Annotated in this window: 22 protein-coding genes; 10 read left to right on the top strand and 12 right to left on the bottom strand. The window is 52.4% G+C overall.

From position 1 onward, the window contains the following. The first annotated feature begins 3 nt into the window (after positions 1-3). Positions 4-858 (top strand): pantoate--beta-alanine ligase, encoded by an 855-nt coding sequence (gene panC, locus DFO57_RS09205; protein WP_013024659.1) that lies wholly within the window; start codon positions 4-6, stop codon positions 856-858. Between the two features lie 44 nt (positions 859-902). Further along, positions 903-1283 carry an aspartate 1-decarboxylase gene (gene panD, locus DFO57_RS09200; protein WP_013024658.1) on the top strand — a complete coding sequence of 127 codons (381 nt, stop codon included), beginning with the start codon at positions 903-905 and terminating at the stop codon, positions 1281-1283. A 55-nt stretch (positions 1284-1338) separates the two neighbouring features. On the opposite strand, the gene DFO57_RS09195 is transcribed toward panD, so the two are convergent. Then, on the bottom strand, positions 1339-2109 hold the full coding sequence (locus DFO57_RS09195; RefSeq protein WP_013024657.1) for an ABC transporter permease: 771 nt from the start codon (positions 2107-2109) through the stop codon (positions 1339-1341). Next, complete coding sequence (locus DFO57_RS09190; protein ID WP_013024656.1) at positions 2106-3032, bottom strand: ABC transporter ATP-binding protein; 927 nt, start codon at positions 3030-3032, stop codon at positions 2106-2108. The genes DFO57_RS09195 and DFO57_RS09190 overlap by 4 nt, the downstream gene beginning before the upstream one ends. Positions 3033-3138: 106 nt before the next feature. On the opposite strand from DFO57_RS09190, the gene can reads away from it, so the two are divergent. Further along, positions 3139-3804 (top strand): carbonate dehydratase, encoded by a 666-nt coding sequence (can, locus tag DFO57_RS09185; RefSeq protein WP_014606563.1) that lies wholly within the window; start codon positions 3139-3141, stop codon positions 3802-3804. A gap of 69 nt (positions 3805-3873) precedes the next feature. Here the strand turns inward: can and hpt are convergent, their stop codons facing one another. Next, positions 3874-4410, bottom strand: a complete 537-nt coding sequence (gene hpt, locus DFO57_RS09180; RefSeq protein WP_013024654.1) for a hypoxanthine phosphoribosyltransferase — start codon at positions 4408-4410, stop codon at positions 3874-3876. A gap of 234 nt (positions 4411-4644) precedes the next feature. Between hpt and DFO57_RS09175 the strand changes: the two genes are divergently transcribed. After that, a complete protein-coding gene (locus tag DFO57_RS09175) occupies positions 4645-5928 on the top strand; it encodes a cystathionine gamma-synthase family protein (protein WP_013024653.1) in 1284 nt (427 codons plus the stop codon). On the opposite strand, the gene cueO is transcribed toward DFO57_RS09175, so the two are convergent. Beyond that, complete coding sequence (gene cueO, locus DFO57_RS09170) at positions 5929-7530, bottom strand: multicopper oxidase CueO (RefSeq protein WP_110015302.1); 1602 nt, start codon at positions 7528-7530, stop codon at positions 5929-5931. It lies immediately after the preceding gene. A gap of 158 nt (positions 7531-7688) precedes the next feature. On the opposite strand from cueO, the gene DFO57_RS09165 reads away from it, so the two are divergent. The 5 genes from DFO57_RS09165 (at position 7689) to DFO57_RS09145 (ending at position 12519) form a co-directional block, all read left to right on the top strand. After that, entirely contained in the window at positions 7689-8036 is a 348-nt protein-coding gene (locus DFO57_RS09165) for a YacC family pilotin-like protein (RefSeq protein WP_014606565.1), read from the top strand. 108 nt (positions 8037-8144) lie between these two features. Next, a complete protein-coding gene (gene speE / locus DFO57_RS09160) occupies positions 8145-9008 on the top strand; it encodes a polyamine aminopropyltransferase (RefSeq protein WP_110015291.1) in 864 nt (287 codons plus the stop codon). A 28-nt stretch (positions 9009-9036) separates the two neighbouring features. Next, positions 9037-9846 carry an adenosylmethionine decarboxylase gene (gene speD / locus DFO57_RS09155; protein ID WP_013024649.1) on the top strand — a complete coding sequence of 270 codons (810 nt, stop codon included), beginning with the start codon at positions 9037-9039 and terminating at the stop codon, positions 9844-9846. Between the two features lie 731 nt (positions 9847-10577). Next, positions 10578-11345 carry an alpha/beta fold hydrolase gene (locus DFO57_RS09150; RefSeq protein ID WP_227008665.1) on the top strand — a complete coding sequence of 256 codons (768 nt, stop codon included), beginning with the start codon at positions 10578-10580 and terminating at the stop codon, positions 11343-11345. 1 nt (position 11346) lies between these two features. After that, positions 11347-12519: a nucleotide disphospho-sugar-binding domain-containing protein gene (locus tag DFO57_RS09145; RefSeq protein WP_022622250.1), complete on the top strand. Its 1173-nt coding sequence runs from the start codon at positions 11347-11349 to the stop codon at positions 12517-12519. Positions 12520-12571: 52 nt separating this feature from the next. Here DFO57_RS09145 and DFO57_RS09140 read toward each other — a convergent pair whose 3' ends face one another. The 6 genes from DFO57_RS09140 to DFO57_RS09115 all read right to left on the bottom strand — a co-directional run bounded on the left by DFO57_RS09140 (position 12572) and on the right by DFO57_RS09115 (position 21467). Then, on the bottom strand, positions 12572-14119 hold the full coding sequence (locus DFO57_RS09140; protein WP_014606568.1) for a methyl-accepting chemotaxis protein: 1548 nt from the start codon (positions 14117-14119) through the stop codon (positions 12572-12574). 609 nt (positions 14120-14728) lie between these two features. Continuing rightward, entirely contained in the window at positions 14729-15997 is a 1269-nt protein-coding gene (locus DFO57_RS09135) for a four-carbon acid sugar kinase family protein (protein ID WP_199226575.1), read from the bottom strand. Further along, positions 15997-16953 carry a 2-keto-3-deoxygluconate permease gene (locus tag DFO57_RS09130; RefSeq protein WP_146206685.1) on the bottom strand — a complete coding sequence of 319 codons (957 nt, stop codon included), beginning with the start codon at positions 16951-16953 and terminating at the stop codon, positions 15997-15999. Before DFO57_RS09130 ends, DFO57_RS09135 begins: the two co-directional genes overlap by 1 nt. A gap of 151 nt (positions 16954-17104) precedes the next feature. Continuing rightward, positions 17105-17467 carry a protein YacL gene (gene yacL, locus DFO57_RS09125; protein ID WP_013024643.1) on the bottom strand — a complete coding sequence of 121 codons (363 nt, stop codon included), beginning with the start codon at positions 17465-17467 and terminating at the stop codon, positions 17105-17107. Positions 17468-17625: 158 nt separating this feature from the next. After that, a complete protein-coding gene (acnB, locus tag DFO57_RS09120) occupies positions 17626-20223 on the bottom strand; it encodes a bifunctional aconitate hydratase 2/2-methylisocitrate dehydratase (RefSeq protein ID WP_085980279.1) in 2598 nt (865 codons plus the stop codon). A 245-nt stretch (positions 20224-20468) separates the two neighbouring features. Continuing rightward, on the bottom strand, positions 20469-21467 hold the full coding sequence (locus DFO57_RS09115; RefSeq protein ID WP_110015288.1) for an aldo/keto reductase: 999 nt from the start codon (positions 21465-21467) through the stop codon (positions 20469-20471). A 97-nt stretch (positions 21468-21564) separates the two neighbouring features. On the opposite strand from DFO57_RS09115, the gene DFO57_RS09110 reads away from it, so the two are divergent. After that, entirely contained in the window at positions 21565-22485 is a 921-nt protein-coding gene (locus DFO57_RS09110) for a LysR family transcriptional regulator (RefSeq protein ID WP_072136427.1), read from the top strand. A gap of 620 nt (positions 22486-23105) precedes the next feature. Here DFO57_RS09110 and lpdA read toward each other — a convergent pair. Beyond that, positions 23106-24530: a dihydrolipoyl dehydrogenase gene (lpdA, locus tag DFO57_RS09105; protein WP_014606575.1), complete on the bottom strand. Its 1425-nt coding sequence runs from the start codon at positions 24528-24530 to the stop codon at positions 23106-23108. A gap of 283 nt (positions 24531-24813) precedes the next feature. Beyond that, the gene (gene aceF / locus DFO57_RS09100; protein WP_110015287.1) at positions 24814-26718 is read right to left on the bottom strand and encodes a pyruvate dehydrogenase complex dihydrolipoyllysine-residue acetyltransferase; all 1905 of its coding nucleotides are present in this window, start codon (positions 26716-26718) and stop codon (positions 24814-24816) included. Between the last annotated feature and the right edge of the window lies 1 nt (position 26719).

Raw genomic sequence — 26719 nt, 5'->3', positions numbered from 1 at the left:
GCCGTGCTGATCATCGACACTCTGCCTATGTTGCGACGTGACGTTCGTCGCTGGCGCGAGCAAGGTAAACGTATCGCGCTGGTGCCGACAATGGGCAACCTGCACGAAGGGCATTTAACGCTGGTCGACGAGGCGCGTGAACGGGGTGATATCGTTATCGTGTCCATTTTCGTCAACCCCATGCAGTTTGATCGTCCTGACGATTTGGCTCGCTATCCGCGTACGCTCCAGGAGGATTGCGAGAAGCTCAACCGTCACGGCGTCGATGTCGTGTTTGCGCCCTCACCTGCCGAGGTTTATCCCCAGGGGCTGGCGAATCAGACGTTCGTAGAGGTCCCGGTGTTGTCATCGCTGCTGGAAGGCGCGAGCCGTCCCGGCCATTTTCGCGGCGTCGCGACCATCGTCAGCAAGTTGTTTAATCTGGTTCAGCCCGATATAGCCTGCTTCGGCGAGAAAGATTTTCAGCAGTTAGCCATCATTCGTAAAATGGTGGCGGATATGGGGTTCGACATCGAGATTGTCGGTGTGCCCACCGTCCGTGCCAAAGATGGCCTGGCGCTCAGCTCACGCAACGGCTATCTCACTGACGATGAACGCAAGCTGGCCCCCGGTTTGAGTCAGGTAATGAATGAAATGGCCGCCCGACTGGCTAATGGCGAGCGGCAGATTGACGATATTATTGATGCCGCGAATCTGTCGCTGCAGGAAAAAGGATTGCGTCCGGATGGCCTGGCAATCTGCGATGCAGAAACGCTAGCGCCTCTGACGGTGGACAGCCAGCGTGCCGTGGTTTTAATGGCGGCCTGGCTGGGGAACGCACGGCTGATCGATAATCAACAGGTCGACCTCACGCAGTAAAGGCTGCAGGTCGTATTTTTGGCTGTATAACAAGGTTTCTGACTATGATTCGCACGGTTTTACAAGGCAAATTGCATCGCGTGAAGGTGACGCAGGCAGACCTCAACTATGAAGGCTCCTGCGCCATCGATCAGGATTTCCTTGATGCTTCTGGCATCCTGCAATACGAAGCCATCGATATTTACAACGTGACCAACGGTCAGCGTTTCTCTACCTATGCTATCGCCGCCGAACGAGGTTCAAAAATCATTTCGGTCAACGGCGCAGCGGCGCGCTGTGCCTGTGAAGGCGATATCCTGATTATCTGCTCCTATGTGCAGGTTGAAGATGCAGAAGCCCGTCAGTGGAAGCCCAACGTGGCCTACTTTGAAGGGGATAATCAGATGAAGCGCCTGGCGAAAGCCTTGCCGGTACAGTTGGCGTAAGCCCGGCCCACATAAAAAAGCAGCGATATCGCTGCTTTTTTTGTCCGTCATGGCATCAGGTACGCAATCCGCGCCCGCGCTGAATCAGGAAGTAGACCGCGATATAGAACACCACGATAAAGGCAATCAGTACCGATAAGGTCAGCGCCAGCGGAACATCGTGGATGCCGAGGAAACCAAAGCGGAAGCCGCTTATCATGTACACCACCGGGTTCAGCTTTGAAATGGCTTGCCACACGGGCGGTAACAGCGTCAGCGAATAAAACACGCCGCCCAGGTAAGTTAATGGCGTCAGTACAAAGGTCGGTATCAGGCTGATATCGTCAAAGGTACGGGCAAACACCGCGTTAATCAGGCCGGCCAGCGAAAACAGCACGGCAGTGAGCAGCAGCGTGACGGCAACCATCATCCATGAATGAACGTGGAAAGGGACAAAAAACAGCGACACCGCCGTAACCAGCACACCGACACAAACGCCGCGTGCCACACCGCCACCGACATAGCCCGCAATGATGATGTGCGTCGGCACCGGTGCCACCAGCAGCTCTTCGATATTGCGCTGAAACTTGGCGCTAAAAAACGAGGAAGCCACGTTGGCATAGGCGTTGGTGATCACCGACATCATAATCAGGCCAGGCACAATAAACTGCATGTAGCTGAACCCATTCATATCGCCGATACGCGCACCAATAAGGTTGCCGAAGATAATAAAATACAGCGTCATGGTGATAACGGGTGGCACCAGCGTCTGAATCCAGATACGGGCGAAGCGGTTCACCTCCCTGGCCCAGATGCTCTTTAACGCCACCCAGTACAAATGTGTCATGCTTTAGCTCCTGTTTTTCCTTGCGTCAGGCCGACGAACAGCTCTTCCAGACGATTCGCTTTGTTGCGCATACTCAGTACCTGCACGCCCTGAGCGCTGAGCTGGCTAAATACGCTGTTCAGCCCCTGCTCACGTAGGACTTCGACCTCCAGCGTCGATGTATCGACCAGGCGATACTGGAAACCTTCCAGCGACGGCAGCGGACTGCGCGGGGCCAGATCCAGGATAAAGGTTTCCGATTTCAGCTTTGACAGCAGAGATTTCATTGAGGTGTTTTCCACCAGCTCGCCATTTTGAATAATGCCGATGTTGCGGCACAGCATTTCTGCCTCTTCAAGATAGTGAGTGGTCAGAATGATAGTGGTGCCCTGCGCGTTCAGATCTTTCAAAAACACCCACATCGAGCGGCGCAGTTCAATATCGACCCCGGCGGTAGGTTCATCCAGAATCAGCAGCTTGGGCGCATGCATCAGGGCGCGGGCGATCATCAAACGACGTTTCATGCCACCGGACAACATCCGCGCGCGCTCGTTGCGTTTTTCCCACAGGTCGAGTTGCTTCAGGTGCTTTTCCGCACGTTGCAGGGCTTCACGGCGCTCAACGCCATAGTAACCGGCCTGATTCACTACGATCTGCATGACCGTTTCAAACGGGTTAAAGTTAAACTCCTGTGGGACAAGGCCCAACTGGCGTTTGGCGTTCACTACGTCTTTTTCCAGATCGTAGCCAAAAACCCTGACGCTGCCCTCAGACTTATTCACCAGCGAACTGATAATGCCGATAGTGGTCGATTTACCCGCGCCGTTAGGCCCTAAAAGCGCATAAAAATCACCGGCTTCGACGTTCAGATCGATGCCCTTGAGCGCCTGTACGCCGCCGGGATAGGTCTTGGTCAGCCGGGAAAGTTCCAGTGCATAGGTCATTCTGAATACATACCCTGTTGTATGGCATTGTAATGCCGTTTGAATTTAGGAAGCCTTCGCCTATAGTACGCGCACGCAAATGCGCAGTAACAGGTTGCTTAACGCCATGACAGATATTGATACCCTGATCAGTAATAACCGCGAATGGTCCACATTACTGGTCAAAGAAGATCCCGGCTTTTTTGAGCGACTGGCTCAGGCGCAAAAACCGCGTTTCCTCTGGATTGGCTGTTCAGACAGCCGCGTGCCCGCCGAACGCCTTACCGGCCTTGAGCCCGGCGAACTGTTTGTTCATCGCAACGTCGCCAACCTGGTCATTCATACCGACCTCAACTGCCTTTCTGTGGTGCAGTACGCGGTAGAGGTGTTAGAAGTTGAACATATCATCGTGTGCGGCCACTATGGCTGCGGTGGTGTTCAGGCCGCTATGGATAACCCGGAGCTGGGTCTCATAGATAACTGGCTGCTGCACATTCGCGATCTCTGGTACAAGCATAGCGTGTTACTGGGGGAACTCCCGCCGGATAAACGCCTGGATAAACTTTGCGAAATCAACGTTGTTGAGCAGGTTTATAATCTTGGGCATTCCACGATTCTGCAATCCGCCTGGAAACGTGGACGCAAAGTGTCGCTCCATGGCTGGGTTTACGGTATCCAGGATGGCTGCCTGCGCAATCTTGATGTGACGGCAAGCAGCCGGGAGAACCTTGAACAACGCTATCGTCACGGCATGGCTAATCTGTTAGTTAAGGGCGATTTTCAGCGCCAGTAACGCTGTTGCGCGACAAGCCTACACGAAACGACGGGCTCAGGCCTTGGAAGAATGTGCGGTCAACGGCATTCAGTCTTCGAGAGGCACCACTTTGCCGATGTAAGGGAGGTGGCGATAATGTTGTGCATAATCAATACCAAAGCCCACCACAAACTCATCGGGAATAGAAAAGCCGACGTATTCAACGTTGACGTTGACTTCCCGACGTTCAGGCTTATCCAGCAGCGTACAAATCGCCAGGGATTTTGGCTCACGCAAGCGCAGGATTTCACGCACTTTCGAAAGCGTGTTACCGGAGTCGATAATGTCTTCGACAATTAAAACATCTTTGCCGCGAATATCTTCATCCAGGTCTTTCAGGATTTTCACATCCCGGGTCGTGGACATACCGCTGCCGTAACTGGATGCGGTCATAAAATCCACTTCGTGCGGAACGTCAATGACGCGGCATAAATCAGCCATAAACATAAATGAGCCACGAAGTAGCCCCACCAGCACCATATCACTGCCGCTGTCGCGGTAATGGTCGGTGATTTCTTTGCCCAGTTCAGCGATGCGCGCGGCGATTGCCTGTTCAGGGATCATTACGTCAACAGTATGTTTCATTGCCTTTTGCCCGGTAGCTCACAAAGCCACGCAGTCTATCATAGTAGAAAGGCGTACTGACGCCGCGCGGAAAAAGCAAACGTTTACGTGTAGTAAAAATCTTCACCTGTCGTCTGGCAGTTGCACAGTCAGCATTACCTTAGAACAACACAGCATTTAACAGCATTAATTGCTGCATGATAGGATTTTATCAACATATCGTTATGCAGTTAACGACCTTATTGGGAGATCTCAATGACTTCACCCTCAAGTAAGAAAACGCACGTTGGCGATCGTCAACTGCATCCTGAAACCCAGATGCTGAATTATGGCTACGATCCTCGCCTGTCGGAAGGTGCCGTGAAGCCGCCCGTGTTTCTTACCTCTACCTTTGTTTTCGACAGCGCAGAAGAAGGCCGCGACTTTTTCGACTATGTTTCAGGCCGTCGTCAGCCTCCGGAAGGCAAAAGCGGCGGACTGGTTTATTCCCGCTTTAATCATCCCAACAGCGAGATCGTAGAAGATCGCCTGGCCATTTACGAACAGGCGGAAAGCTGTGCCCTGTTTGCTTCCGGTATGGCGGCTATCTCGACAACGCTGTTAACCTTTGCACGACCGGGAGAAGTCATTCTGCATTCGCAGCCGCTGTATGGCGGCACGGAAACGTTGCTGAGTAAGACACTGCACAATCTGGACATTCAGGCGGTCGGCTTCAGCGACGGACACGATGAAGCAAAAGTGCGTGATGCGGCTCATCGTGCGATGGCGCAGGGACGCGTCGCGATGATTCTGGTGGAAACCCCGGCGAATCCCACCAACAGCCTGGTGAATATTGCGCTGATGGGGCGCATCGCCGACGAGATCGATCGGCATCAGGGTTCGCGTCCGGTCATCGCCTGTGATAACACCTTGCTGGGCCCGATTTTTCAACAGCCGCTGACGCTGGGGGCGGACTTATCGCTGTATTCTCTGACGAAATATGTCGGCGGGCACTCTGACCTGATCGCTGGCGCGGTGATGGGTAAGAAAACGCTGATGACGCAAATTCGCGCCCTCCGCAGCGCTATCGGTACGCAACTGGATCCGCACTCAAGCTGGATGATTGGCCGTTCACTGGAAACGCTGTCGCTGCGCATGGAAAAAGCCTTTCGCAATGCCGAAGCCGTTGCCGCCTTTCTGCAGCCGCATCCTAAGGTAGCAGCGTTGCACTGGTTGCCCTATCTGGATGCAGAAAGCCCCGCGGGCAAAACGTATCGCGAGCAGTGCAGCGGCGCCGGCTCGACCTTCTCTTTTGATATCGTGGGCGGACAACCTGCCGCGTTTCGCTTTCTCAATGCGCTTGCGTTGTTTAAGCAGGCCGTTAGCCTGGGCGGCACCGAGTCACTTGCCAGCCATCCCGGCACAACCACGCATTCTGGCGTGCCGGATGCAGTCCGTGAGCGCATCGGTATTACCGACGCGACGATACGCTTATCGATCGGCATCGAACATGCCGGAGATCTGGTAGAAGACATCCGACTGGCCCTTGAACAAGCCTGATCAGGTCACGGTGAAGCCCAGCATCATCCCGGTATCTTCATGCTCCAGCAAATGGCAGTGGGCCATATAAGCATGATCGGCGGCGGCGGCGTGATTGAAACGCACCAGTACTTCACTGCGCCAGCCGTCGACATTCACCATGTCTTTCCATCCCTGACGATGGGCGGCGGGCGGTTTGCCGTTTTCTGAAAGAATACGGAACTGTGTACCGTGAATATGAAAAGGATGCAGCATGCTGTCGCCTTCGCCGGAAATGGTCCATTTTTCCACGGCGCCCTGTTTCACATTGAAGGCGGGACGCGTCATATCAAATGCCAGACCGTTAATTTTATTGCCGTTATGGAAATCATACGCGGCAGTGGACATTGCGCCATGGTCCATATTTTGGTGATCCATCGTCTCTGCGCCGCTGTCATGTTTCATCTCGCTCGCGTCGTTGCCCATTGGCATAGCGTGCTGCCCTCCTTTGCCCATGGCTTTCTCACCGTAACGCGCCATTAACGCCTGCATACCTTGCTGATCCAACTGGGGATCCATACTGAGCTGCAGCCAGCGCGTTGTCAGGCCTTCTGTTTTTGGCACAGCTGGCAGCGTGGCGAGCTGGTCGGGTAAAGTTGCACTGGCCATGATCCGCAGCGGCAAGATATTCACCAGCGGCAGGGGGCGATCGAAAGGTGCCAGCGTCATGCCCATTTGCGTGACCGGCAGCGTGACGATATCAAAGGCGTTGCCGTCAGAGGTATCGACCATGATCTCAAAACGCTCACCAGGGAGCAGCGGAAGTGAATCCACTTTCACCGGCTCCGACAGCAGCCCACCGTCACTGGCGATAACACACAGGGGACGTTTGTCGCTGGCCGCGATATGCAGCGAACGGGCATTGCAGCCGTTAAGCAGGCGCAGACGTAGCCAGCCACGCGGCACGGCGTGCTGCGGATACTGCACGCCATTCGTCAGCATCATGTCGCCAAACCAGCCCACCGCCGCGCGCATCACGTCAAGTTGATAATCGATATGCTCGCCAGACTGACTCAGCTGCTTATCCTGAAAGATAAGCGGTACATCGTCGGTGCCCCACTGTCTGGGCAGCCGGAGCGTACCTGACGGCTGATCCTCCAGCAAAATTAACCCCGCCAGGCCCTGAGCGACCTGATGGCCGGTTTTGCCGTGTAGATGCGGATGGTACCAGCAGGTTGCCGCAGGCTGATCCGGGGTAAAGGTCACCTGACGCATCGCACCCGGTGCAATGACGCCCTGTGGGCCGCCGTCTACCTCACCGGGAATGTCCAGCCCGTGCCAGTGAAGCGTAGTCGCTTCTTTAAGCCGGTTATGAATGTTGATGGTGGCTGTCGTACCGCGCTTCAGGCGAATCGCCGGGCCCAGCAGGCTGCCATTGTAGCCCCAGGTGGGTACGGCTTTCCCCTGCCACTGCGTCGTGCCCTCCATCGCCGTCAGGCTGTACAGGCCATTCGCATCCGCCTCCAGCAACGCGGGAATAAGAAGCGGCGGTCGGGTGGCGGCCATGAGCGAGCGGCTCCAGAGCGGCAGCGCACCCGCCGCGCCCAGTGCCGCGCTGAGTTTCAAAAAGTGGCGACGTTGCATAATCAGCATCCTTGTAACGAAATTACCTGAAGCCTAAACCCTGCCCTTATGGCAAGGTCAAGCATAGCCGGACAGAATGCCCCGAAAAGCGTAAATTGATCGAAAATCTTTACATAACTGTGCTAACGTCTTAAGACAATTATCTGATGAGAATAACTATGAAGAAAAGCATCAAGATCCTGCTGCTGGCGGGACTCTTCGGCTTCTCCTCCACCAGCTTTGCCCTGAGCGAATCCGAAGCAGAAGATCTTGCCGATCTCACTGCCGTATTCGTTTATTTAAAAAATGATTGTGGCTACCAGGATTTGCCCGATGCGCAGATTCGTAAGGCGTTGGTGTTTTTTGCTCAGCAGAACCGCTGGGACTTAAGCAATTACAACAACTACAACATGAAAGCCCTCGGCGAAGCCAGCTATCGTGATTTAAGCGGCATCGCCATTGCTAATGACCAAAAATGTAAGTCGTTGGCCCGGGATTCTCTCAGCCTGCTTGCTTATGTAAAGTAGCGCGCCAGCCCGCTCTCCCACCAGACATTTGCCCGTGCAAGGACTATCATAGTTAGCTATGATGTCCCGCCGATTTTCGGGGTGATGTCACGAAAGGAGAGCTTCATCATGGCCCAAAATGAGATGTGGTATGAAACACTTCATGCCGGCTTTGGCCAGTATTTTACCGTCGATAAACAGCTTTATCGGGATAAAACGGCCCACCAGGATTTAATCATCTTTGAAAACGCGGCCATGGGTCGCGTCATGGCGCTGGATGGCGTGGTGCAAACAACCGAACGTGATGAGTTTATCTATCACGAGATGATGACGCACGTGCCGTTGCTGGCTCACGGCTCGGCAAAAAGCGTGCTGATCATCGGCGGCGGCGACGGTGCCATGTTGCGCGAAGTGTCCCGCCACGCTGATATCCAAAAAATCACAATGGTCGAGATTGATGCTGGCGTGGTCACCTTTTGCCGTCAGTATTTGCCCAATCACAGTGCCGGCGCTTACGACGATCCGCGTCTCAATCTGGTTATCGATGACGGCGTGAATTTCGTCAATCACACCACTGAAAAGTTTGACGTTATTATCTCAGACTGTACCGATCCCATCGGTCCGGGCGAAAGCCTGTTTACCTCTGAATTCTATGCAGGCTGTAAAAAAGCCCTGAATGAGAACGGTATTTTCGTTGCACAAAACGGCGTCTGCTTCCTGCAGCAGGACGAGGCAGTGAACAGCCATCGTAAACTCAGCCACTACTTCCAGGATGTCAGCTTTTATCAGGCGGCTATCCCGACCTACTATGGCGGGATCATGACGTTTGCCTGGGCCAGCGACAATCCTGCTTTGCGCCAGCCCGACGCGGCCCTGTTACAGGCGCGTTTAGAAGCCTCTGGCTTGCGCTGCCGTTACTATACACCGGCGATTCATACTGGCAGCTTTGCCCTGCCACAATATCTGTTGAATGCACTGGAAGACCCGCGCTGACTGGGCATTTATAAGGGGGTGAATAAAATTGCAAAAGCTAAAACTACATGGCTTCAATAACCTGACCAAAAGCCTGAGTTTTTGTATCTACGATATTTGCTATGCAAATACTGAAGCTGAACGTGATGGGTATATTGCTTATATCGATGAGCAATATAATGCCAATCGCCTGACAGAAATTCTGACCGAAACCTGTTCCATCATTGGCGCAAATGTCCTGAATATTGCCCGTCAGGATTATGAGCCACAGGGTGCCAGCGTGACCATTCTGGTCAGTGAGGAACCCATCGATCCCAAAGATATTGATACGTCAGAACATCCGGGTCCGCTGCCCAACTCCGTCGTTGCGCACCTTGATAAGAGTCATATCTGTGTACATACCTATCCAGAGAGCCACCCAGAAGGCGGCCTTTGCACCTTCCGTGCCGACATCGAAGTATCGACCTGTGGCGTGATCTCCCCTCTTAAGGCGCTTAATTATCTGATTCATCAGTTGGAGTCAGACATCGTCACGGTGGATTATCGCGTGCGCGGCTTCACGCGTGACGTGAACGGCGTGAAACATTTTATCGACCATGAAATCAATTCTATTCAGAACTTTATGTCTGAAGACATGAAGGGCATGTACGACATGGTGGATGTTAACGTTTACCAGGAAAACATCTTTCACACCAAGATGTTATTAAAAGAGTTCGATTTAAAACACTATCTTTTCAATACCCGCCCTGAAGATCTGACGCCTCAGGAGCATAAACGTATTACCGACCTGCTGTGGAAGGAAATGCGTGAGATTTACTACGGCAGAAATATTCCGTCAGTGGGATTAAAAACGTACTAGTCACCCTACCGCTGCCCTGCCCCCTGCGTTGGGGGCCATTTTCTCCTTCGTCATTATCCATGCCTCTTCCCGTTTCAACCAGAACAGGACTTATTATGCGCTGCAAACCAGGATGGCCGCCGTCCGGTTAATTTGCCTCTTCTGGTGGCTTTATCGCCTGGTGGCCGCGAGCACTTTTCTTGTAATACGCGCAGAACCCCGCGTCTCACTTTCTCCTGCTCAGCGCTGTCATCGCTGCCCTCCTCCGGCCGTTCTTGTCTCTTTTCCGCTACAACACAGGCATTAATTCAAATATTCAGTACTAAACACTAAAAAACCAATCCAGATCCGTCAAAATCATTAATTTAGTTAACATGAATTTCTGTAATGAAAATGATGTGACATAACAAACTGCATCGCTTTACGCCACGCTAACCAATGCTTTTTCCATGAGGAAGATCACATTATATCGCAAGAAAACATAAGCTTAATTTTTGATTAAAAGTAAGCCATTTAAGATTAGTCATCTAAAACCTCATTAAAAACCTTAACTATCATAGGCATAAAAAGAATCCCATTAAAAAAACCAATAAAACATAAAAATAACTTAATGATCACATCACCCTGTGATATACATTAAAAAAATTTACTTTTCGCGGGTAATCGTTGGTAAGGAGAGTGATATGAGTCACGCATACTCTGTTATAAACATAAACAAACTTAACGTTTATGTGGAATTAGTGAAATGCAGCGTGCCCACACGTAACAGGACCATCCTGATAAATGGCGCGCTGGCGACCTCGTCTTCCTTTCGGAACTGGAAGCGGTTTCTGGCGGATAAATCAGATGTGATTACGTTCGATCTGCCTTTTTCCGGCAAATCGAAACCCTACAATGAGCAGGACTGTAATATCGTTACGCTGGATGATGAAGTGGCGATCATTCGGGAAATTATTTCAATCTATAAGCCTAACATTATTGCCTCTGCTTCGTGGGGCGGCGCATCGACGCTGAAGCTGTTAAATAACGGCGAAGATGGCCTGGAACACGCCATTATTGCGTCTTACTCTTTCGAATTTAACGATCGAATGCGCACCTACGTTAAACAGGCAAATCTGTACTCAAAAGAGAAAAAATTTGTCGATCTTGCGCATTTGATGAACGAAGAAGTCGGCGCCTATTTGCCGAACAAAATGAAATTCTGCAATTTCAGACACCTCACCACGCTGGATGAAATTGAGTACCGCCAGGGGCGCTTCCACCTTGAGCAAATCGCTAATATTCGCAATCATGACTACAAAAGTATTATCGATAATTCGGCATGTCAGTTTCACTTTATCAATGGCGATCTGGATATTCATACGCCGCAGAAAAACATTGAAGAGATTTGCGGCGAGTCGGACAAAACCTGCTTTTATCAGATCAGAGATGCGGGACACTTTTTAGATCTGGAAGGAAAAGTTAGCCGGGAGCGTACGGCTGCCGCCTTTAACACCATTTTTAACCAGATTGGTGTCTGAAATGAAAGTGATCATTGGCGCACTCGGCTCAGCTGGCGATGTCTTTCCCTGTATTGAAATTGGATCGCTTCTGAAAGAAAAAAATCATGATGTTTATTTGCTCGCTAACGATTACTTCAGGTCAGAAGCCGTTTCTCGCGGACTTTCCTTTGTTGCGGTGGGCGATAAAGAAACGTACGTCAACGCGGTACAGGACCGTTCGCTGTGGGAAAAAAAGCACTCTCTGAAACGTATCTCACACTATATGGCGGAACAGCAGGAAGCCATGTTCAATGCCATGAGCGCCCTTGTGGATGATGACTGCATTATCATTCATTCTTTATGGTGCTTCGCTGCAAAAGCGGTAAGTGACAAATACCAGATTAAGAAATATGCAATCAGCCTGACCAATTCAAATTTAAAATTGCAGCCCGGGCGCGTGATTAACGCGCTGGAAAAAGGCCTGCGAGTGAATCTGAACTGGAAACTGGCCTTATTTCAACGCGCACTGGTGTCACCCGCACTTCAGGATACGCTGGACAAATTACGCCGCGACAATCACCTGCCCGCCTGTCGAAATATTTATGCTGACTGGGTGAGCGGTGGACAGCGTTCGATCGTGTTATATGAACCCTGGTTCTATCAGAAAAAAGCGCATAACGGGTTTTACGCTGGTTTTATGCTTAATAAAAGCCGTGCATCAACGGATGACGAACAGATTACCGCCTTTATTGACTCCCGGACGGTGGTATTTTTTACCAGTTGGGCACTGGCTGAGAAAAAGTCCGTTAGCCAGATATTGCAGGACTTAAAAGCTGAGGGGTTAAAATGCGTACTTGTTACGCCAACAGCAACCGCCTTGTCGGTGAACGATGACGTGATGACCGTACCTCAACTGAATATTGCCCTTGTCGAAACGTGCTTATTTGCCATTCATCATGGCGGTATTGGCACCACCGCGCAGTTACTCAAGAATGGCGTTCCCCAACTGATCTATCCCCGCGCGTTCGATCAGTTTGAAAACGCCCGTGCACTTGAGCGGCTGGCCTGTGGGCTGAAAGGAAAAGGGATAAAGGAAATCCGGAAAATGGCGGCGCTTTCACGCCATAAGAAACATAATTGCGATTACTACGCGGCGCAATTTGATAAAGCGGGCAATAAAAGTCACGAACTGGAAAACTTTCTGACCCGTTAAGCCATCCGGCACAGCCAGCCAGGCATGATTTACCCTGGCTGGCCGATGGGCATCAGATCTGAAACGCGGCCGTTAATACTCTCAGGCTCCTTGCCTGTTCCGTTAACGACTGGGATGCAGAAGCGGACTGTTCGACCAACGCCGCGTTGCTCTGCGTTACGCTGTCCATTTGGGTCACAGCCACGCTGACCTGCGAAACGCCCTGCATTTGTTCTACCGATGCCAGAGCCAGCCCATCCATATATTGTGCCAGCGAGGCGACCTCGCTCGCGGCTTTAAGAATACTGTGTGCCGTATTATCTGCCGCTTTTACGCCTTTCTCGACGCCACTGACGGCTTCTTCAATCAGGGTGCCGATTTCTCGTGACGACGAGGCGCTGCGTTGAGCCAGAGTCCGGACTTCGCTCGCCACCACGGCAAAACCGCGACCATGTTCACCTGCTCTTGCTGCTTCAACGGCGGCATTCAGCGCCAGAATGTTCGTCTGAAACGCGATGCTCTGAATGACCGCCGTAATCTCTTTGACCTTGGCCGCACTCACCGAAATGCTGTGCATGGTCTGACTCATTTCATTGACGGCTTTTTCACTGGCGCGGGTCAGCGATTCCGTCTCGCGAGCCGAAGAGGCGGTGGATTCTGCGACGGAAGTGTTGTTGCGCACGGTAGCGGTAATCTGCTCCATACTGGCTGCCGTCTGCTGCAACGCGGCAGCCTGCTCCTCCGTGCGGGAAGAGAGCTCTGTATTTCCCTGTGCGATTTCGCTGGCTGCCAGTTCAACCGACGCAGCGGAGTCTTTGATCTGAGAAACCAGTGTCCGCAGATGATTTTGCATATTGGCCAGCGCCGCAAGCAGCTTGCCGGTCTCATCCTTTCGATCCACGGTAATCACGGAGGTCAGGTCGCCCCGGGCGATGGTATCAGCCGTATTCACCGCCAGCGTCAGAGGACGGGAAATGCTACGGGAAATAAGCAGTCCCAGCACCAATGAGATGGCTGTCGAAAGCACCAGCCCGCCTGTTAACGTCATTCTGGTCTTTGTACGCTCAGTGATTAACTCGTCTGCACGGGCCTGCAGCAACGATTTTTCAGTGGCAATCATTGACTCAATGACAGAGCGCATCGCATCCATTTGAACTTTCCCTTCACCCGAGGCAAAGAGCTCAAAAAAGCGCTGCTGATCCAGCGAGCCCTGATTCAGGCGTTCGCGCGCATCGATCACCTTTTGGGCATAGGTTTCCAGCCAGGCCTTTTGTCTGTTTTCCAAATCAACTAAACGTTTCTGCTGTTCCGGATTATCCTGGGTCAGCTGATGCGTACTCTCTATATATCGACTGAATGCCTGTTTTCCTTCATTAAACGGGACCAGCATCTGCGGTTTGCCGTTGAGCGCAAAACCACGCACCCCCGTCTCCATATTAAGCAGGTTTTCGGTGGCCTTGTTTAATCCTTCAACAACCTGATAAGTATGAATATTAAGCTGGCTGGCTTGTGTTACCCGGCCAAACCCGGCATAAAACAGGCCACAAACGACAATCATGACCAGCGTAATCGCGCCAAATGCAATATAGAGTCGTGTTCTGATAGATGTGTTGCTGAGCATAATTTCTCCGCGAGTGGAAAAAAATAAATAAATTCCATTAATTAACTGAGACTAATGGCAAAAACATTAATAATCAGGCATGTAAATTTAATGAAAAGCCTGTTAACGCACCCAAAAATGAGTGACGCCAATATAAACGCATTAATGTCCAGTTGATTATTAACGCAGTTGCTGAAATTTCCACTGCGTTACCTTTTTAATTTTAAGCCACTTCAAAAAATCGCAGAGATGCTTATCTATCACTATGCAGCTTCAGCGGAGCGTGAATTAACCCACCGAAATAAAAGAGATTAAAATCAAAGACTTTTAAAAGAGATGAGAATGAAAATGCTTACAACATTGCGTTGAAGGAATAAAGTGCAACGTTAATTTGACTTAGCGCCATCGCATTATTAACCAATTAAATGTTATCACTCATGTCAAAACCGCCTGTCATCTCCTCATCTTTTTGGTGAAAGGTTATATTTTAATAAAACAGAACATCGCGCGCGGCGTTAAATATTGCCCTGTGCCCCGTGCTCTTAATACAAATCAGCCCTACCTTGTGCTCTCTGAAATCGATTTTAACCTGCACATCGACTGCAACGTCGCCGATGTACAGGCCCGGGCTTAGGGTTGGAGATACAACTCTTCTATGTAGTGCAGGGCTTCGCATAGCGTACTGTCTGTGCCAAATCCCCCCGCCTTGGTAATAACCGGCAGGTCATCAATTTCACTGTTCACGAAGGTACCGCAGGGGATACAGGGAGCGACTTCGCTCTGAATACGATAACCTTCAGCGCCCAATGCGTTAGCCACCGCAATAGCGATGTCCCCACCGGTGAGAAACAGGCCGCCGGTACGAGCACGATCGAGAATCGCCAACGTGATCTCTCCCAGCCGCTGACTCAGCTTTTCACCTAAGGCTTCACGACTCAGTTCGTAGTGCGCGGTCAGAGCATCAATCTGATTACGATCGTCAACGCTGCTGCTGGTCTGAAGAACACAGTGCCTGTTCTGCATCAGAATCTCGCACGCCTGGGCCACGATATGCTCGCACTCATCTTTAGGCCCCAGAAGGGTTTGTACCGCAATTCTGACAACGTCAACGCGTCCTGAGCGCTGCGCCTGCTCAACCTGACGTCGGGTCATTTCACTCATTGAGCCTGCCACCACCAGTACCGGCAGAGTTTGATGCATAGTCATGTAACTTTCAGCCGGAAGTGCATTCGCCAGCCCCGCCGCACCGACCAATAAAGGGGGATGGGTCATGGCCAGGGCGGCCTGGGCAATTAGCGTCAGATCGTTATCATTTTCGGCATCCATGACCACGATGCCCACTCCCTGCCGGGCCAGACTTTCAAGCCGGGCACGTAGCTCACCGCCTCTTACCACGTCCAGCGACATTTCACTCACCGGCAGATGAGTCTGTAAGCCGATAAGCGTACTGATCCGCGACGAAATAATCGGGGTGCGAGGATCGCTGGCAAACTCTGTCTCCAGTAACGGACGCTGGTGCACCAGGCACTCACCCTGGCGCGTGATGCGGCCTGCCGAAGGTATGGCCGCGGCAACGATCGCCAGCGTGGCACCACTTGCCGCCATAGCCGCGGCAATCTCTGCCCCGGGGTTCCCCCGCAAGGTCGAGTCGATTTTTTTATAAATCAGTACGTTATTTTGCGTCGTGCCCAGCCAGGCAGAAAGCGCCTGAGTAACGGCAATGCTCGCCTGCTCTGCGCTAAGCGCCCGGCTATCCGTGTTGATGACGAGTACGTCAGTCCGCCGCGAGGGTTTCTGCTGTGGCGTCAGCATCACTTCGGTGCGTGCGCCCTTTTTGGCCAACTGGACACCGGTATCGTTTGCGCCCGTAAAATCGTCGGCGATGACAAGCATTTTCATCATAACTTCTCCGTGGATGACAGCGATCGCTGCTGATTACTCTTTGCCACCCATGAGGTCAGCATGGGCGTTAAAATTGCGGTAACAATGACGGACGTCGCGACCAGCGGCGTGGCCGACGCAACGACGTCCGCCAGGGCGGGATCGGCGTGAGCAATAGCAACAGGCGTGGCGACAGCATTGCCCGCCGTGCTGGATGCCGCCGCGCCGGCAATTCCGCTGCCACCTAACAAGCGATCGACTTTTATATTAAAGAAGCCGCCGACGAGCGTGGTTAAGCCCCCCAGAACAATGCCAGCCAGCCCGCCTTTGAGCAGCATGGCAAAATCAATGCTGGCGCCCAACGCAAAGGCAAAGAAGGGAATCAGTATCGGGCCGCCCTGAGACAAAAAATCGCGCATTTTTGGATCGAGATTACCGAGCAACATGCCCAGCAGCATGGGGACGATCACCACCACCACCGACATGACAGGAATATTTGCCATCCCTGCCGCGCCCAGGGCAATCATGGTGAGTACCGGACCATCGTTAAGGGAGATCACGGGGGTCGCGCCGACTTCATTGTCCTGGCCAAACTCCCCCGCGAGCGCAGCATAAAGGCCGCCATTCGTATTGCTCATGGCCGAAATGACGGCGACCGACGTCAGTCCCCACAGCCCCTCCGCGCCAAAAAAGGTATCCACAGCAAAGCCCACGGCCACAGCAATAAGAAACTTGCTTGCCGTGACGCCACCGCCTATCAACAAGGCTTTGGGTGCCGCTTTGATATATATCCCTGCGCCCATACAAAACAAAAATGCCCCAATCAGAGCAGGTGCACCTTCTTTAAAAAGCGCGGTGGTAAAGCCGCCCACCTGTAAGGCTTCGGGCGCGAGCGTATTCACGATGGCCCCTAAAACCAGCGGGACAACCATCATACCGCCCGGGATTTTTTCAACTGTTGCTTTAATATCCATATTATCACCATTATGATTAATTATAATCACCATGATGATATTAAATCATTAAGAGGAAAATTGCGGCATGAATCGCAGAATAGCGCGCGGTTAGTTGAGCATAATCAATCAATACGGAGGGGAACCACAGGGCCTGCAATACTCACCGGTATTATCTGTTTTGCATGAAGCGCCGCCAGGCAGCAATAACCGCCAGAAAATCTTCCATACCGCAGAAGCACAAGCTTTCTTCATCGTAATAATTCATGCCCTCTTCCATTTCATCGCCTTCAAAATTCAGCGTATTCGCGCGGACAATCACCTCTTCGTCATCCATCCACAGCGTGTATTCCCGCCCGATACGTTGCCACTGACGTTCACTTCCTTTTAATTTATGGGCTTCCGCTTCTACCTCATCCAGCACGCTGGCATCGTGCTCGACCTCTTCATTAAACCAGTGGCCCAGTGCTTCATGTCCCATCGACATACGAACTTTCACTTTGCCCGTGATGTCACGTAGAAATTCATACTCCATGATCTTATCTCTCTATCAGTCACTCGCGCTGTTATACCGCTATTTTCATTACCATGCACCTGCTTAGCGCACACATCCGGCTTCCTTCAGGACACTTTTCAGGCATAAAAAAAGAGGAACGCCAGAGCGTCCCTCTTAAATGGACCAACGATCAGCAATCAGACGGCGGTCTGGAAAATCACGCCATCCGCTTTTTCAGTGTACTGGCTCAACTGGTCAAAGTTGAGATAGCGATAGGTATCGCTAGCCGTTTTATCCACCTGCGCCATAAACTGCTGATACTCATCTGGCGTTGGCAGCTTACCTAACAGTGATGAGACCGCCGCCAGCTCCGCAGAAGCCAGGTAGACGTTAGCCCCTGTACCCAAACGGTTCGGGAAGTTACGGGTTGAGGTCGAAACGACCGTTGCGCCATCGGCGACACGTGCCTGGTTACCCATGCACAGTGAACAACCCGGGATCTCAATACGCGCACCGCTCTTACCGAACACGCTGTAGTAGCCTTCTTCCGTCAGCTGAGCCGCATCCATTTTGGTCGGTGGTGCGACCCACAAACGGGTTGGCAGCTGGCCTTTGTGGCTGTCCAGCAACTTACCTGCCGCGCGGAAGTGACCGATGTTGGTCATGCACGAACCGATAAAGACTTCATCAATCTTCTCGCCCTGCACATCTGACAGCAGACGCGCATCGTCGGGATCGTTTGGCGCGCACAGAATCGGCTCTTTGATCTCCGCCAGATCGATGTCAATCACCGCAGCATATTCTGCATCGGCGTCGGCTTCGAGCAGCTGTGGATCCGCCAGCCATTTCTCCATGCCTTCGATACGGCGCTCAAGCGTACGACGATCGCCGTAGCCTTCTGAGATCATCCATTTCAGCAGGACAATGTTAGATGTCAGATACTCTTTGATCGGCGCCTGATCCAGCTTGATGGTACAGCCTGCAGCAGAACGCTCAGCAGACGCATCGGTCAGTTCGAACGCCTGCTCCACTTTCAGATCGGGCAGACCTTCAATTTCAAGGATGCGACCGGAGAAGATGTTCTTCTTGCCTTTCTTCTCAACGGTTAACAGGCCCTGCTTAATCGCATACAGCGGAATGGCGTGAACCAGATCGCGCAGCGTAATGCCGGGCTGCATTTTACCTTTAAAACGTACCAGTACCGATTCCGGCATATCCAGTGGCATAACGCCGGTCGCTGCCGCAAAGGCAACCAGACCCGAACCTGCCGGGAAGGAAATACCGATTGGGAAGCGGGTGTGGGAATCGCCACCGGTGCCGACGGTATCCGGCAGCAGCATACGGTTCAGCCAGGAGTGAATTACCCCATCCCCAGGACGCAAGGAAACGCCGCCACGGTTCATGATGAAGTCTGGCAGCGTGTGGTGCGTGTTCACATCGACTGGCTTAGGATAAGCCGCCGTGTGACAGAATGACTGCATCACCAGATCGGCAGAGAAGCCCAGACATGCCAGGTCTTTCAGCTCGTCGCGGGTCATAGGACCGGTGGTATCCTGCGAGCCCACCGAGGTCATTTTCGGTTCGCAATAGGCACCCGGACGGACGCCGTCAACGCCACAGGCGCGGCCAACCATTTTCTGCGCCAGTGAGTAGCCACGTGAGCTTTCCGCCACGTCTTTCGCGATACGGAACACGGTGCTGACAGGCAGCCCCAGGGATTCACGCGCTTTGCTGGTCAGGCCACGACCGATGATCAGTGGAATACGGCCACCGGCACGCACTTCATCAATCAGCACGTCGGTTTTCAGTTCAAAACTGGCCAGCAGATCGCCGGTTTCGTGATTGCGCACTTCGCCTTTAAAAGGATAGATATCAATGACATCACCCATATTCAGGTCGTTCACATCCACTTCGATCGGCAGCGCGCCGGCATCTTCCATGGTGTTGAAGAAGATAGGCGCAATCTTGCCGCCCAGAACAACACCACCGCCTTTTTTATTCGGCACGTTAGGGATGTCATCGCCCATAAACCACAGCACCGAGTTGGTGGCCGATTTACGGGATGAACCTGTGCCCACAACGTCGCCCACATAGGCCAGCGGGAAACCTTTAGCCTGCAGTGCTTCGATCTGTTTGATCGGACCGATGTTGCCTGACTCATCCGGCTCAATGCCTTCACGGGCATTTTTCAGCATCGCCAGGGCATGCAGTGGGATATCAGGACGTGACCAGGCATCCGGTGCCGGAGACAGGTCATCGGTGTTGGTTTCACCCGTGACTTTGAAAACCGTAACGGTAATTTTTTCAGCCAGCTCAGGACGTGACAGATACCATTCGGCATCCGCCCACGACTGCATCACCTGCTTCGCGTGTGGATTGCCTGCTTTGGCTTTTTCTTCAACGTCGTAAAAGCTGTCAAACATCAGCAACGTGTGGGAAAGCGCTTTTGCCGCAATCGGTGCGAGTTTCGCATCATCTAATGCTTCAATCAGAGGATGGATGTTGTAGCCGCCCTGCATGGTACCGAGCAGTTCAACAGCTTTTTCAGGAGATACCAGAGGAGAGGTTGTTTCGCCTTTGGCGACAGCAGCCAGGAAACCTGCTTTAACATACGCCGCTTCATCGACGCCGGGTGGTACGCGGTTGACCAACAAATCGGTCAAAAATTCTTCTTCACCCGCAGGTGGATTTTTTAGCAGTTCAACCAGCGCGGCCATTTGGGAAGCATCTAATGGCTTAGGTACGATCCCTTGGGCAGCACGCTCGGCAACGTGCTTACGGTATTCTTCTAGCACGACGTTCTCCTCGCTCTCATTGTATGGGTTTCCGGTGCACCCTGATGACAACGCATTCCATGAGTAGGGTAAGGTGCCCGGTTCCGCGTGGGGCAGCATAGCAGGATTTAACCGCCTTGTTAATCTGTTTACAAAAAAGCAACATTAGGGTTTTCTGTAGCAGAATGCGCTAACTAATCCGGTGTAAACGGAAAAAAAGCAGGGCGTAAAGCCCCGCCTGCTAACACAGTCATACCCGATTACGTTTAGCGGTCGATCATACCGTATTCTGCATTGGCGTAGCGCTCACCGCGAATGTTTTCCGGGGCAAACACAGTATCCAGCATGTCGATGTCGACCTTTTTCAGCGCAACTGACACGGCGGCACAGTTTTCTTCCAGATGGTGGACTTTGCTTGCTCCCGGAATAGGCACGATATCCTCACCCTTCGCTAAAACCCACGCCAGTGCCAGTTGAGCCGCAGAAATACCATAACCCCGCGCCATCTCCATCAGTTGATCCACTAACTTTTGGTTATGTTGCTGTGACTGCTGCTGGAAACGCGGCAAGCCACGGCGGAAATCATGCGGATCAAGGTCGGTCACCGCTGCCAGCTTACCGGTCAGAAAACCGCGGCCCAGAGGGCTGTAAGGCACAAAACCGACGTTAAGTTCGCGGCAGGTAGCAAGAATGCCCTGCTCGGGATCGCGAGTCCACAGTGAGTACTCGCTTTGTAAGGCCGAAATCGGATGTACGGCACAGGCACGGCGCAGCGTGGCGGCAGACACTTCCGACAGGCCGAGGTAGCGCACTTTTCCCTCATTAATTAAATCTGCCATCGTGCCCACCACGTCTTCGATCGGCACCGCGGGATCGAAACGATGTTGATAAAGCAGGTCAATATGATCGGTGCCGAGACGCGTCAAAGATCCTTCTACTGCCTCGCGAATATGCTGTGGCTGACTGTTCACACCGGTCATGTTCTCCCAGCCCTGACCGGCACCGCTAATGCTGAAACCAAATTTCGTCGCAACGGTCACGCTATCACGGCGGCCTTTAAGGGCTTTTGCAATCAGCGCTTCGTTTGTGAAGGGCCCGTAGATCTCAGCGGTATCCAGAAAATTAATGCCCAGTTCAAATGCGCGGGAGAGCGTATTCAATGCCTGCGACTCATCCGTGTTGCCATAGGCGAAGGTCATGCCCATGCAGCCCAGCCCGAGTGCCGATACCTGTAAACCCTGATTACCTAATTGACGTTGTTGCATGACATCTTCCTCATTATTGCGGTGTTATTGTTATAATCCTCATCAATCTCAACAACAATTGTGCTTAATTTTCTAATTCAGTGAGAAAAACTCATCAATGACGTTATCCCGGGCAACGCTTCAGGAACTGGAAATGTTTTGTGCGATTGCGCACCATCGTAGCTTTCGCAAAGCCGCGCAGGCGCGTAACGTCACGCCCTCGGCACTCAGCCATGCTATGCGCCATTTCGAGCAGCGGCTCGGCGTGAGGCTGCTTAACCGCACCACTCGCAACGTTTCCCTGACCGAAGCGGGCGCGCATTTTCTCCAGCGTATTCAACCCGCGCTGGTCGAACTCTCTCAGGCCGTGGATGAACTTAATGACTGGCGGGCGCGTCCACACGGCAAGCTGAAACTCAATATGCCGCGTTCTGCTGAAACACTGTTCTTTGAAAGCTTGATTCTGCCGTTTATCCAGCGCTATCCGGAAATCACGCTGGAAATTGACAGTAATGATGCGCTGGTCGATATTCTGGAAGCGGGTTTTGATGCAGGCATTCGCTATGGCGATGTGCTGGCACAGGATATGATTGCCCTGCCCTTTGGCCCGGCAATGCGCACTCTGGTTGTCGCAAGCCCGGCCTTAATCGAACGTCATGGCGCACCACAAACGCCGGATGAACTGCTTGCATTTCCCTGCATCGAACGCCGCTTCCCCAGTGGCCGACGCTATCGCTGGGAATTCTGGCACGCGGGGCAAAGGCAGGAGATCGCGGTCAGTGGCCCGCTGGTGCTGGATAACAACGAGCGGATTTTGCAGGCCGCCCTTTCAGGGGCAGGGATCGCCTTCTTACAGGAAGCCGTGGTTAGCGCCCATCTGCAGCGCGGCGCACTCGTTGAACTGCTCAGTGGCTTTACCCAACATGCAGATGGCTTCTGGCTGTATTATCCTGGCAGGCGTTATGTCTCTGCGCCGTTGCGGCACTTTATTGACTGGCTACGCCTTAATAATAACGAAGCAGGCAATCATAAAAATTGAATAACAACGCGATCTCGCGTTAAAAAAATTAAAAAGGCGCCAAAAAGTAAATATAAAACCTTTTTAATCAGGACGTATTAACCTCTGACGATCTTATTAATGGTTCACTAAATAATCCAATAAAATGTAAAGAGACTCTGAAATAATACATGCGCAGACTGCGGTTGGGTACCTGAATCATTCTGCCTGACGTGAGAATCTGAGGTGGAAAGAGGCAGGAACCGCTCACAATAATTTTAACGCGTGCGAGCGGGGAAACCCTGATACCTCAACACTGCAAGCCCTAACCCCTCTCACGATAAAAATCAAGAGAGGTGCCACCATCAAGTCGAAATCCGGTTCGCTTGTTATCAGCGGGTCAATGCTCTTAGGATTACGTTTATCAAATTGACGTTCATTATGTGAACTTCGCCTCAGAATAATGAGTACTGAACTTTCGGCTGTCTTGAATAACGAAACCAGACAGTAAAAAATGCGTTAATGGCGGGATTGACTACGCCATTTTTGCCCGTGTAAACGTGTTAGCACAGGCGCCCTTTCTTTTATTCCTTTCATTATCCGATTGAATCTAAGCCATAAAAAAACGGCCCCATAAGGGGCCGCTATTTCAGTTCTGAAACTTATTTCTTTTTCGCTTTCGCGTTAGGCAGATCGGTGATGCTGCCTTCAAAGATTTCAGCGGCCAGGCCTACTGACTCATGCAGGGTCGGGTGCGCATGGATGGTCAATGCGATGTCTTCTGCATCACAGCCCATTTCAATGGCCAGACCAATTTCGCCCAGCAGCTCACCGCCGTTAGTACCAACGATGGCGCCACCGATAACGCGATGGGTTTCTTTGTCGAAAATCAGTTTGGTGATACCGTCTGCGCAGTCAGAAGCAATAGCACGGCCGGATGCAGCCCACGGGAATGTGGCAGTTTCGTAGCTGATGCCTTTCTCTTTCGCTTCTTTCTCGGTCAGACCTACCCAGGCAACTTCTGGTTCAGTATAGGCAATGGACGGAATCACTTTCGGATCGAAGTAGTGCTTCAGACCTGAAATGACTTCTGCCGCAACGTGGCCTTCATGCACGCCTTTATGCGCCAGCATCGGCTGCCCGACGATATCGCCGATAGCGTAGATGTGCGGCACGTTGGTGCGCATTTGTTTGTCAACGCGGATAAAGCCACGGTCGTCAACCTCAACGCCGGCTTTATCTGCATCCATGCCCTTACCGTTTGGCACGCGACCAATTGCCACCAGAACCGCATCATAACGCTGGGCTTCGCCTGGCGCTTTTTTACCTTCCATTGAAACATAGATACCGTCGTCTTTTGCTTCAACGGCGGTCACCTTAGTTTCCAGCATCAGGTTGAATTTCTTGCTGATACGTTTGGTGAAGACTTTCACCACGTCTTTATCGGCAGCCGGGATAACCTGGTCGAACATTTCAACCACGTCGATCTCTGAACCCAGCGCATGGTAAACCGTCGCCATTTCCAGACCGATAATACCGCCGCCCATGACCAGCAGACGTTTAGGCACTTCTTTCAGTTCCAGCGCATCGGTTGAATCCCACACGCGAGGATCTTCATGAGGAATGAACGGCAGCTCGATTGGGCGTGAGCCCGCAGCGATAATGGCGTTGTCGAAGTTAATGGTGGTTGCACCACCTTCACCTTCAACCACCAGCGTATTCGCACCGGTAAATTTGCCCAGGCCGTTAACAACCTTGACTTTACGACCTTTTGCCATGCCTGACAGACCGCCAGTCAGCTGGTTAATCACCTTCTCTTTCCAGCTGCGGATTTTGTTGATATCCGTTTGCGGCTGACCAAACACAATGCCGTGTTCTTCCAGCGCTTTCGCTTCTTCAATCACTTTGGCAACGTGCAGTAGCGCTTTAGACGGGATACAGCCTACGTTAAGACAGACACCGCCGAGGGTGCTGTAGCGCTCAACCAGTACGGTTTCCAGACCTAAGTCAGCGCAACGAAAAGCTGCAGAGTAACCTGCAGGACCTGCCCCAAGTACCACGACCTGAGTTTTAATCTCTGTACTCATCATGACCTCTTATTGGATTTCCGGCGGGTCAGACGCTGAGCCTATCCCATTAGGCTAGTTAACTGGCCATATTGCGTATGTTGCTACCACCCCACCGTTGACGGGTTTGCGTGGCAGGTACGCAAGCTGACTGCGCCAATTATGCCTAATGGAATAGGCTCATGATGTCCTTATTCCACCGGGACATGTTCACCGCAAGAGTTTACAGAATTGTTAATAAACTGCCAACCGCGGTGCCCTGAATGTTACAAAAAGGCCGGCATTTGCCGGCCTTTTGCGCTTTTTACATAACCAGACGACGAATGTCTGACAGCATATTGCCAATAATGGTAATGAAACGTGCGCCGTCTGCACCGTCGATAACGCGGTGATCGAAGGACAGAGAGATTGGCATCATCAGACGTGGTGCAAACTCTTTACCGTTCCACACTGGCTCCATCGCTGACTTTGACACACCCAGGATGGCCACTTCTGGCGCGTTAACAATCGGCGCAAAGTGGGTGGTGCCCAGGCCGCCAAGGCTGGAGATGGTGAAACAGCCGCCCTGCATGTCGCCTGCGGTTAGTTTGCCATCGCGCGCCTTTTTAGAGATCGCCATCAGTTCACGAGACAGTTCTGTGATGCCCTTCTTGTTCACGTCTTTAAAGACCGGAACCACCAGGCCGTTTGGCGTATCCACCGCCACACCGATGTTGATGTACTTTTTCAACGTCAGCTTCTGCGCATCTTCAGACAGTGAGCTGTTAAAGCGTGGCATCTGCTCAAGCGCCGCCGCCACCGCTTTCATGATGAAGACCACTGGCGTGTATTTCACGTCCAGCTTACGCTTCTCCGCTTCGGCGTTCTGTTGCTTACGGAAAGCTTCAAGCTCGGTAATATCGGTTTTGTCGAAGTGCGTAACGTGTGGGATCATGACCCAGTTACGGCTCAGGTTCGCACCCGAGATTTTCTGGATACGGCCCAGCTCCACTTCTTCAACTTCACCAAACTTACTGAAGTCAACTTTTGGCCATGGCAGCATGCCCGGCAGGCCGCCACCGCTGGCGGCGGCTGGCGCGGCTTCTGCGCGTTTCACGGCATCTTTAACGTAAGCCTGAACGTCTTCTTTCAGAATACGGCCTTTACGACCTGTGCCTTTAACTTTGGCCAGGTTAACGCCAAATTCACGCGCCAGACGACGAATGACCGGGGTAGCGTGAACGTAAGCGTCGTTCTCTGCAAACTCACCTTTGCTCTCTGTTTTAGCGGCGGCAGGTGCTGCTGCGGCTTTCGCTTCAGATTTGGCAGCAGGCGCCGGTGCGGCTTCCTGTTTCGCAGCCGCAGGGGCAGCCGGAGCAGCACCTTCAACTTCGAAGACCATAATCAGTGAGCCGGTGCTGACTTTATCGCCCGTCGCGACTTTCAGCTCTTTGACGAGACCCGCAAACGGTGCCGGCACTTCCATAGAGGCTTTGTCGCCTTCAACAACGATCAGTGACTGCTCGGCTTCCACCTTGTCGCCAACCTTAACGAGGATCTCGGTGACTTCAACTTCGTCTCCCCCGATATCCGGAACGTTAACGTCTTTTGCGCCCGCAGCCGCGGCAGGTGCCGATGCCGCTTCTTCTTTCACTTCTGGCTTCGCATCAGAGGCCGGTGCTGCACCTTCTGCTTCAAAGACCATGATGGCTGAACCGGTGCTGACTTTGTCGCCGGTCGCAATGGTGATCTCTTTGACCACACCCGCGAACGGAGCCGGAACTTCCATTGACGCTTTGTCACCTTCGACGACAATAAGTGACTGCTCGGCTTCGACTTTATCGCCAACCTTAACCAGAATCTCAGTGACTTCAACTTCGTCACCGCCGATATCCGGCACAGCAACTTCTTTGCTGGCACTGGCCGCAGCAGCGGCTGGCGCAGGCGCCGCGTCCGCTTTCTTCTCTTCGGCGGCGGCAGGGGCTGCTTCTGCAGCGGCTTCTGCGTCAAACATCATGATCAGCGAACCGGTTTCCACTTTGTCACCGGTTGCGATTTTGATCTCTTTCACCACGCCAGCCTGCGGCGAGGGAACTTCCATAGAGGCTTTATCGCCTTCCACGGTGATCAGCGGCTGCTCGGCTTCCACCTTGTCGCCAACCTTGACCAGAATTTCGGTGACTTCAACTTCGTCTGACCCGATATCTGGTACCTTGATTTCAATAGCCATT

It is taken from the genome of Pantoea sp. AG702 (genome assembly GCF_003182295.1).
GTDB classification, from domain to species: Bacteria; Pseudomonadota; Gammaproteobacteria; order Enterobacterales; family Enterobacteriaceae; genus Pantoea; species Pantoea ananatis.
The sequence above is the reverse complement of the archived record's forward strand: the minus strand, read 5'-3'. Positions and strand labels throughout refer to the sequence as shown.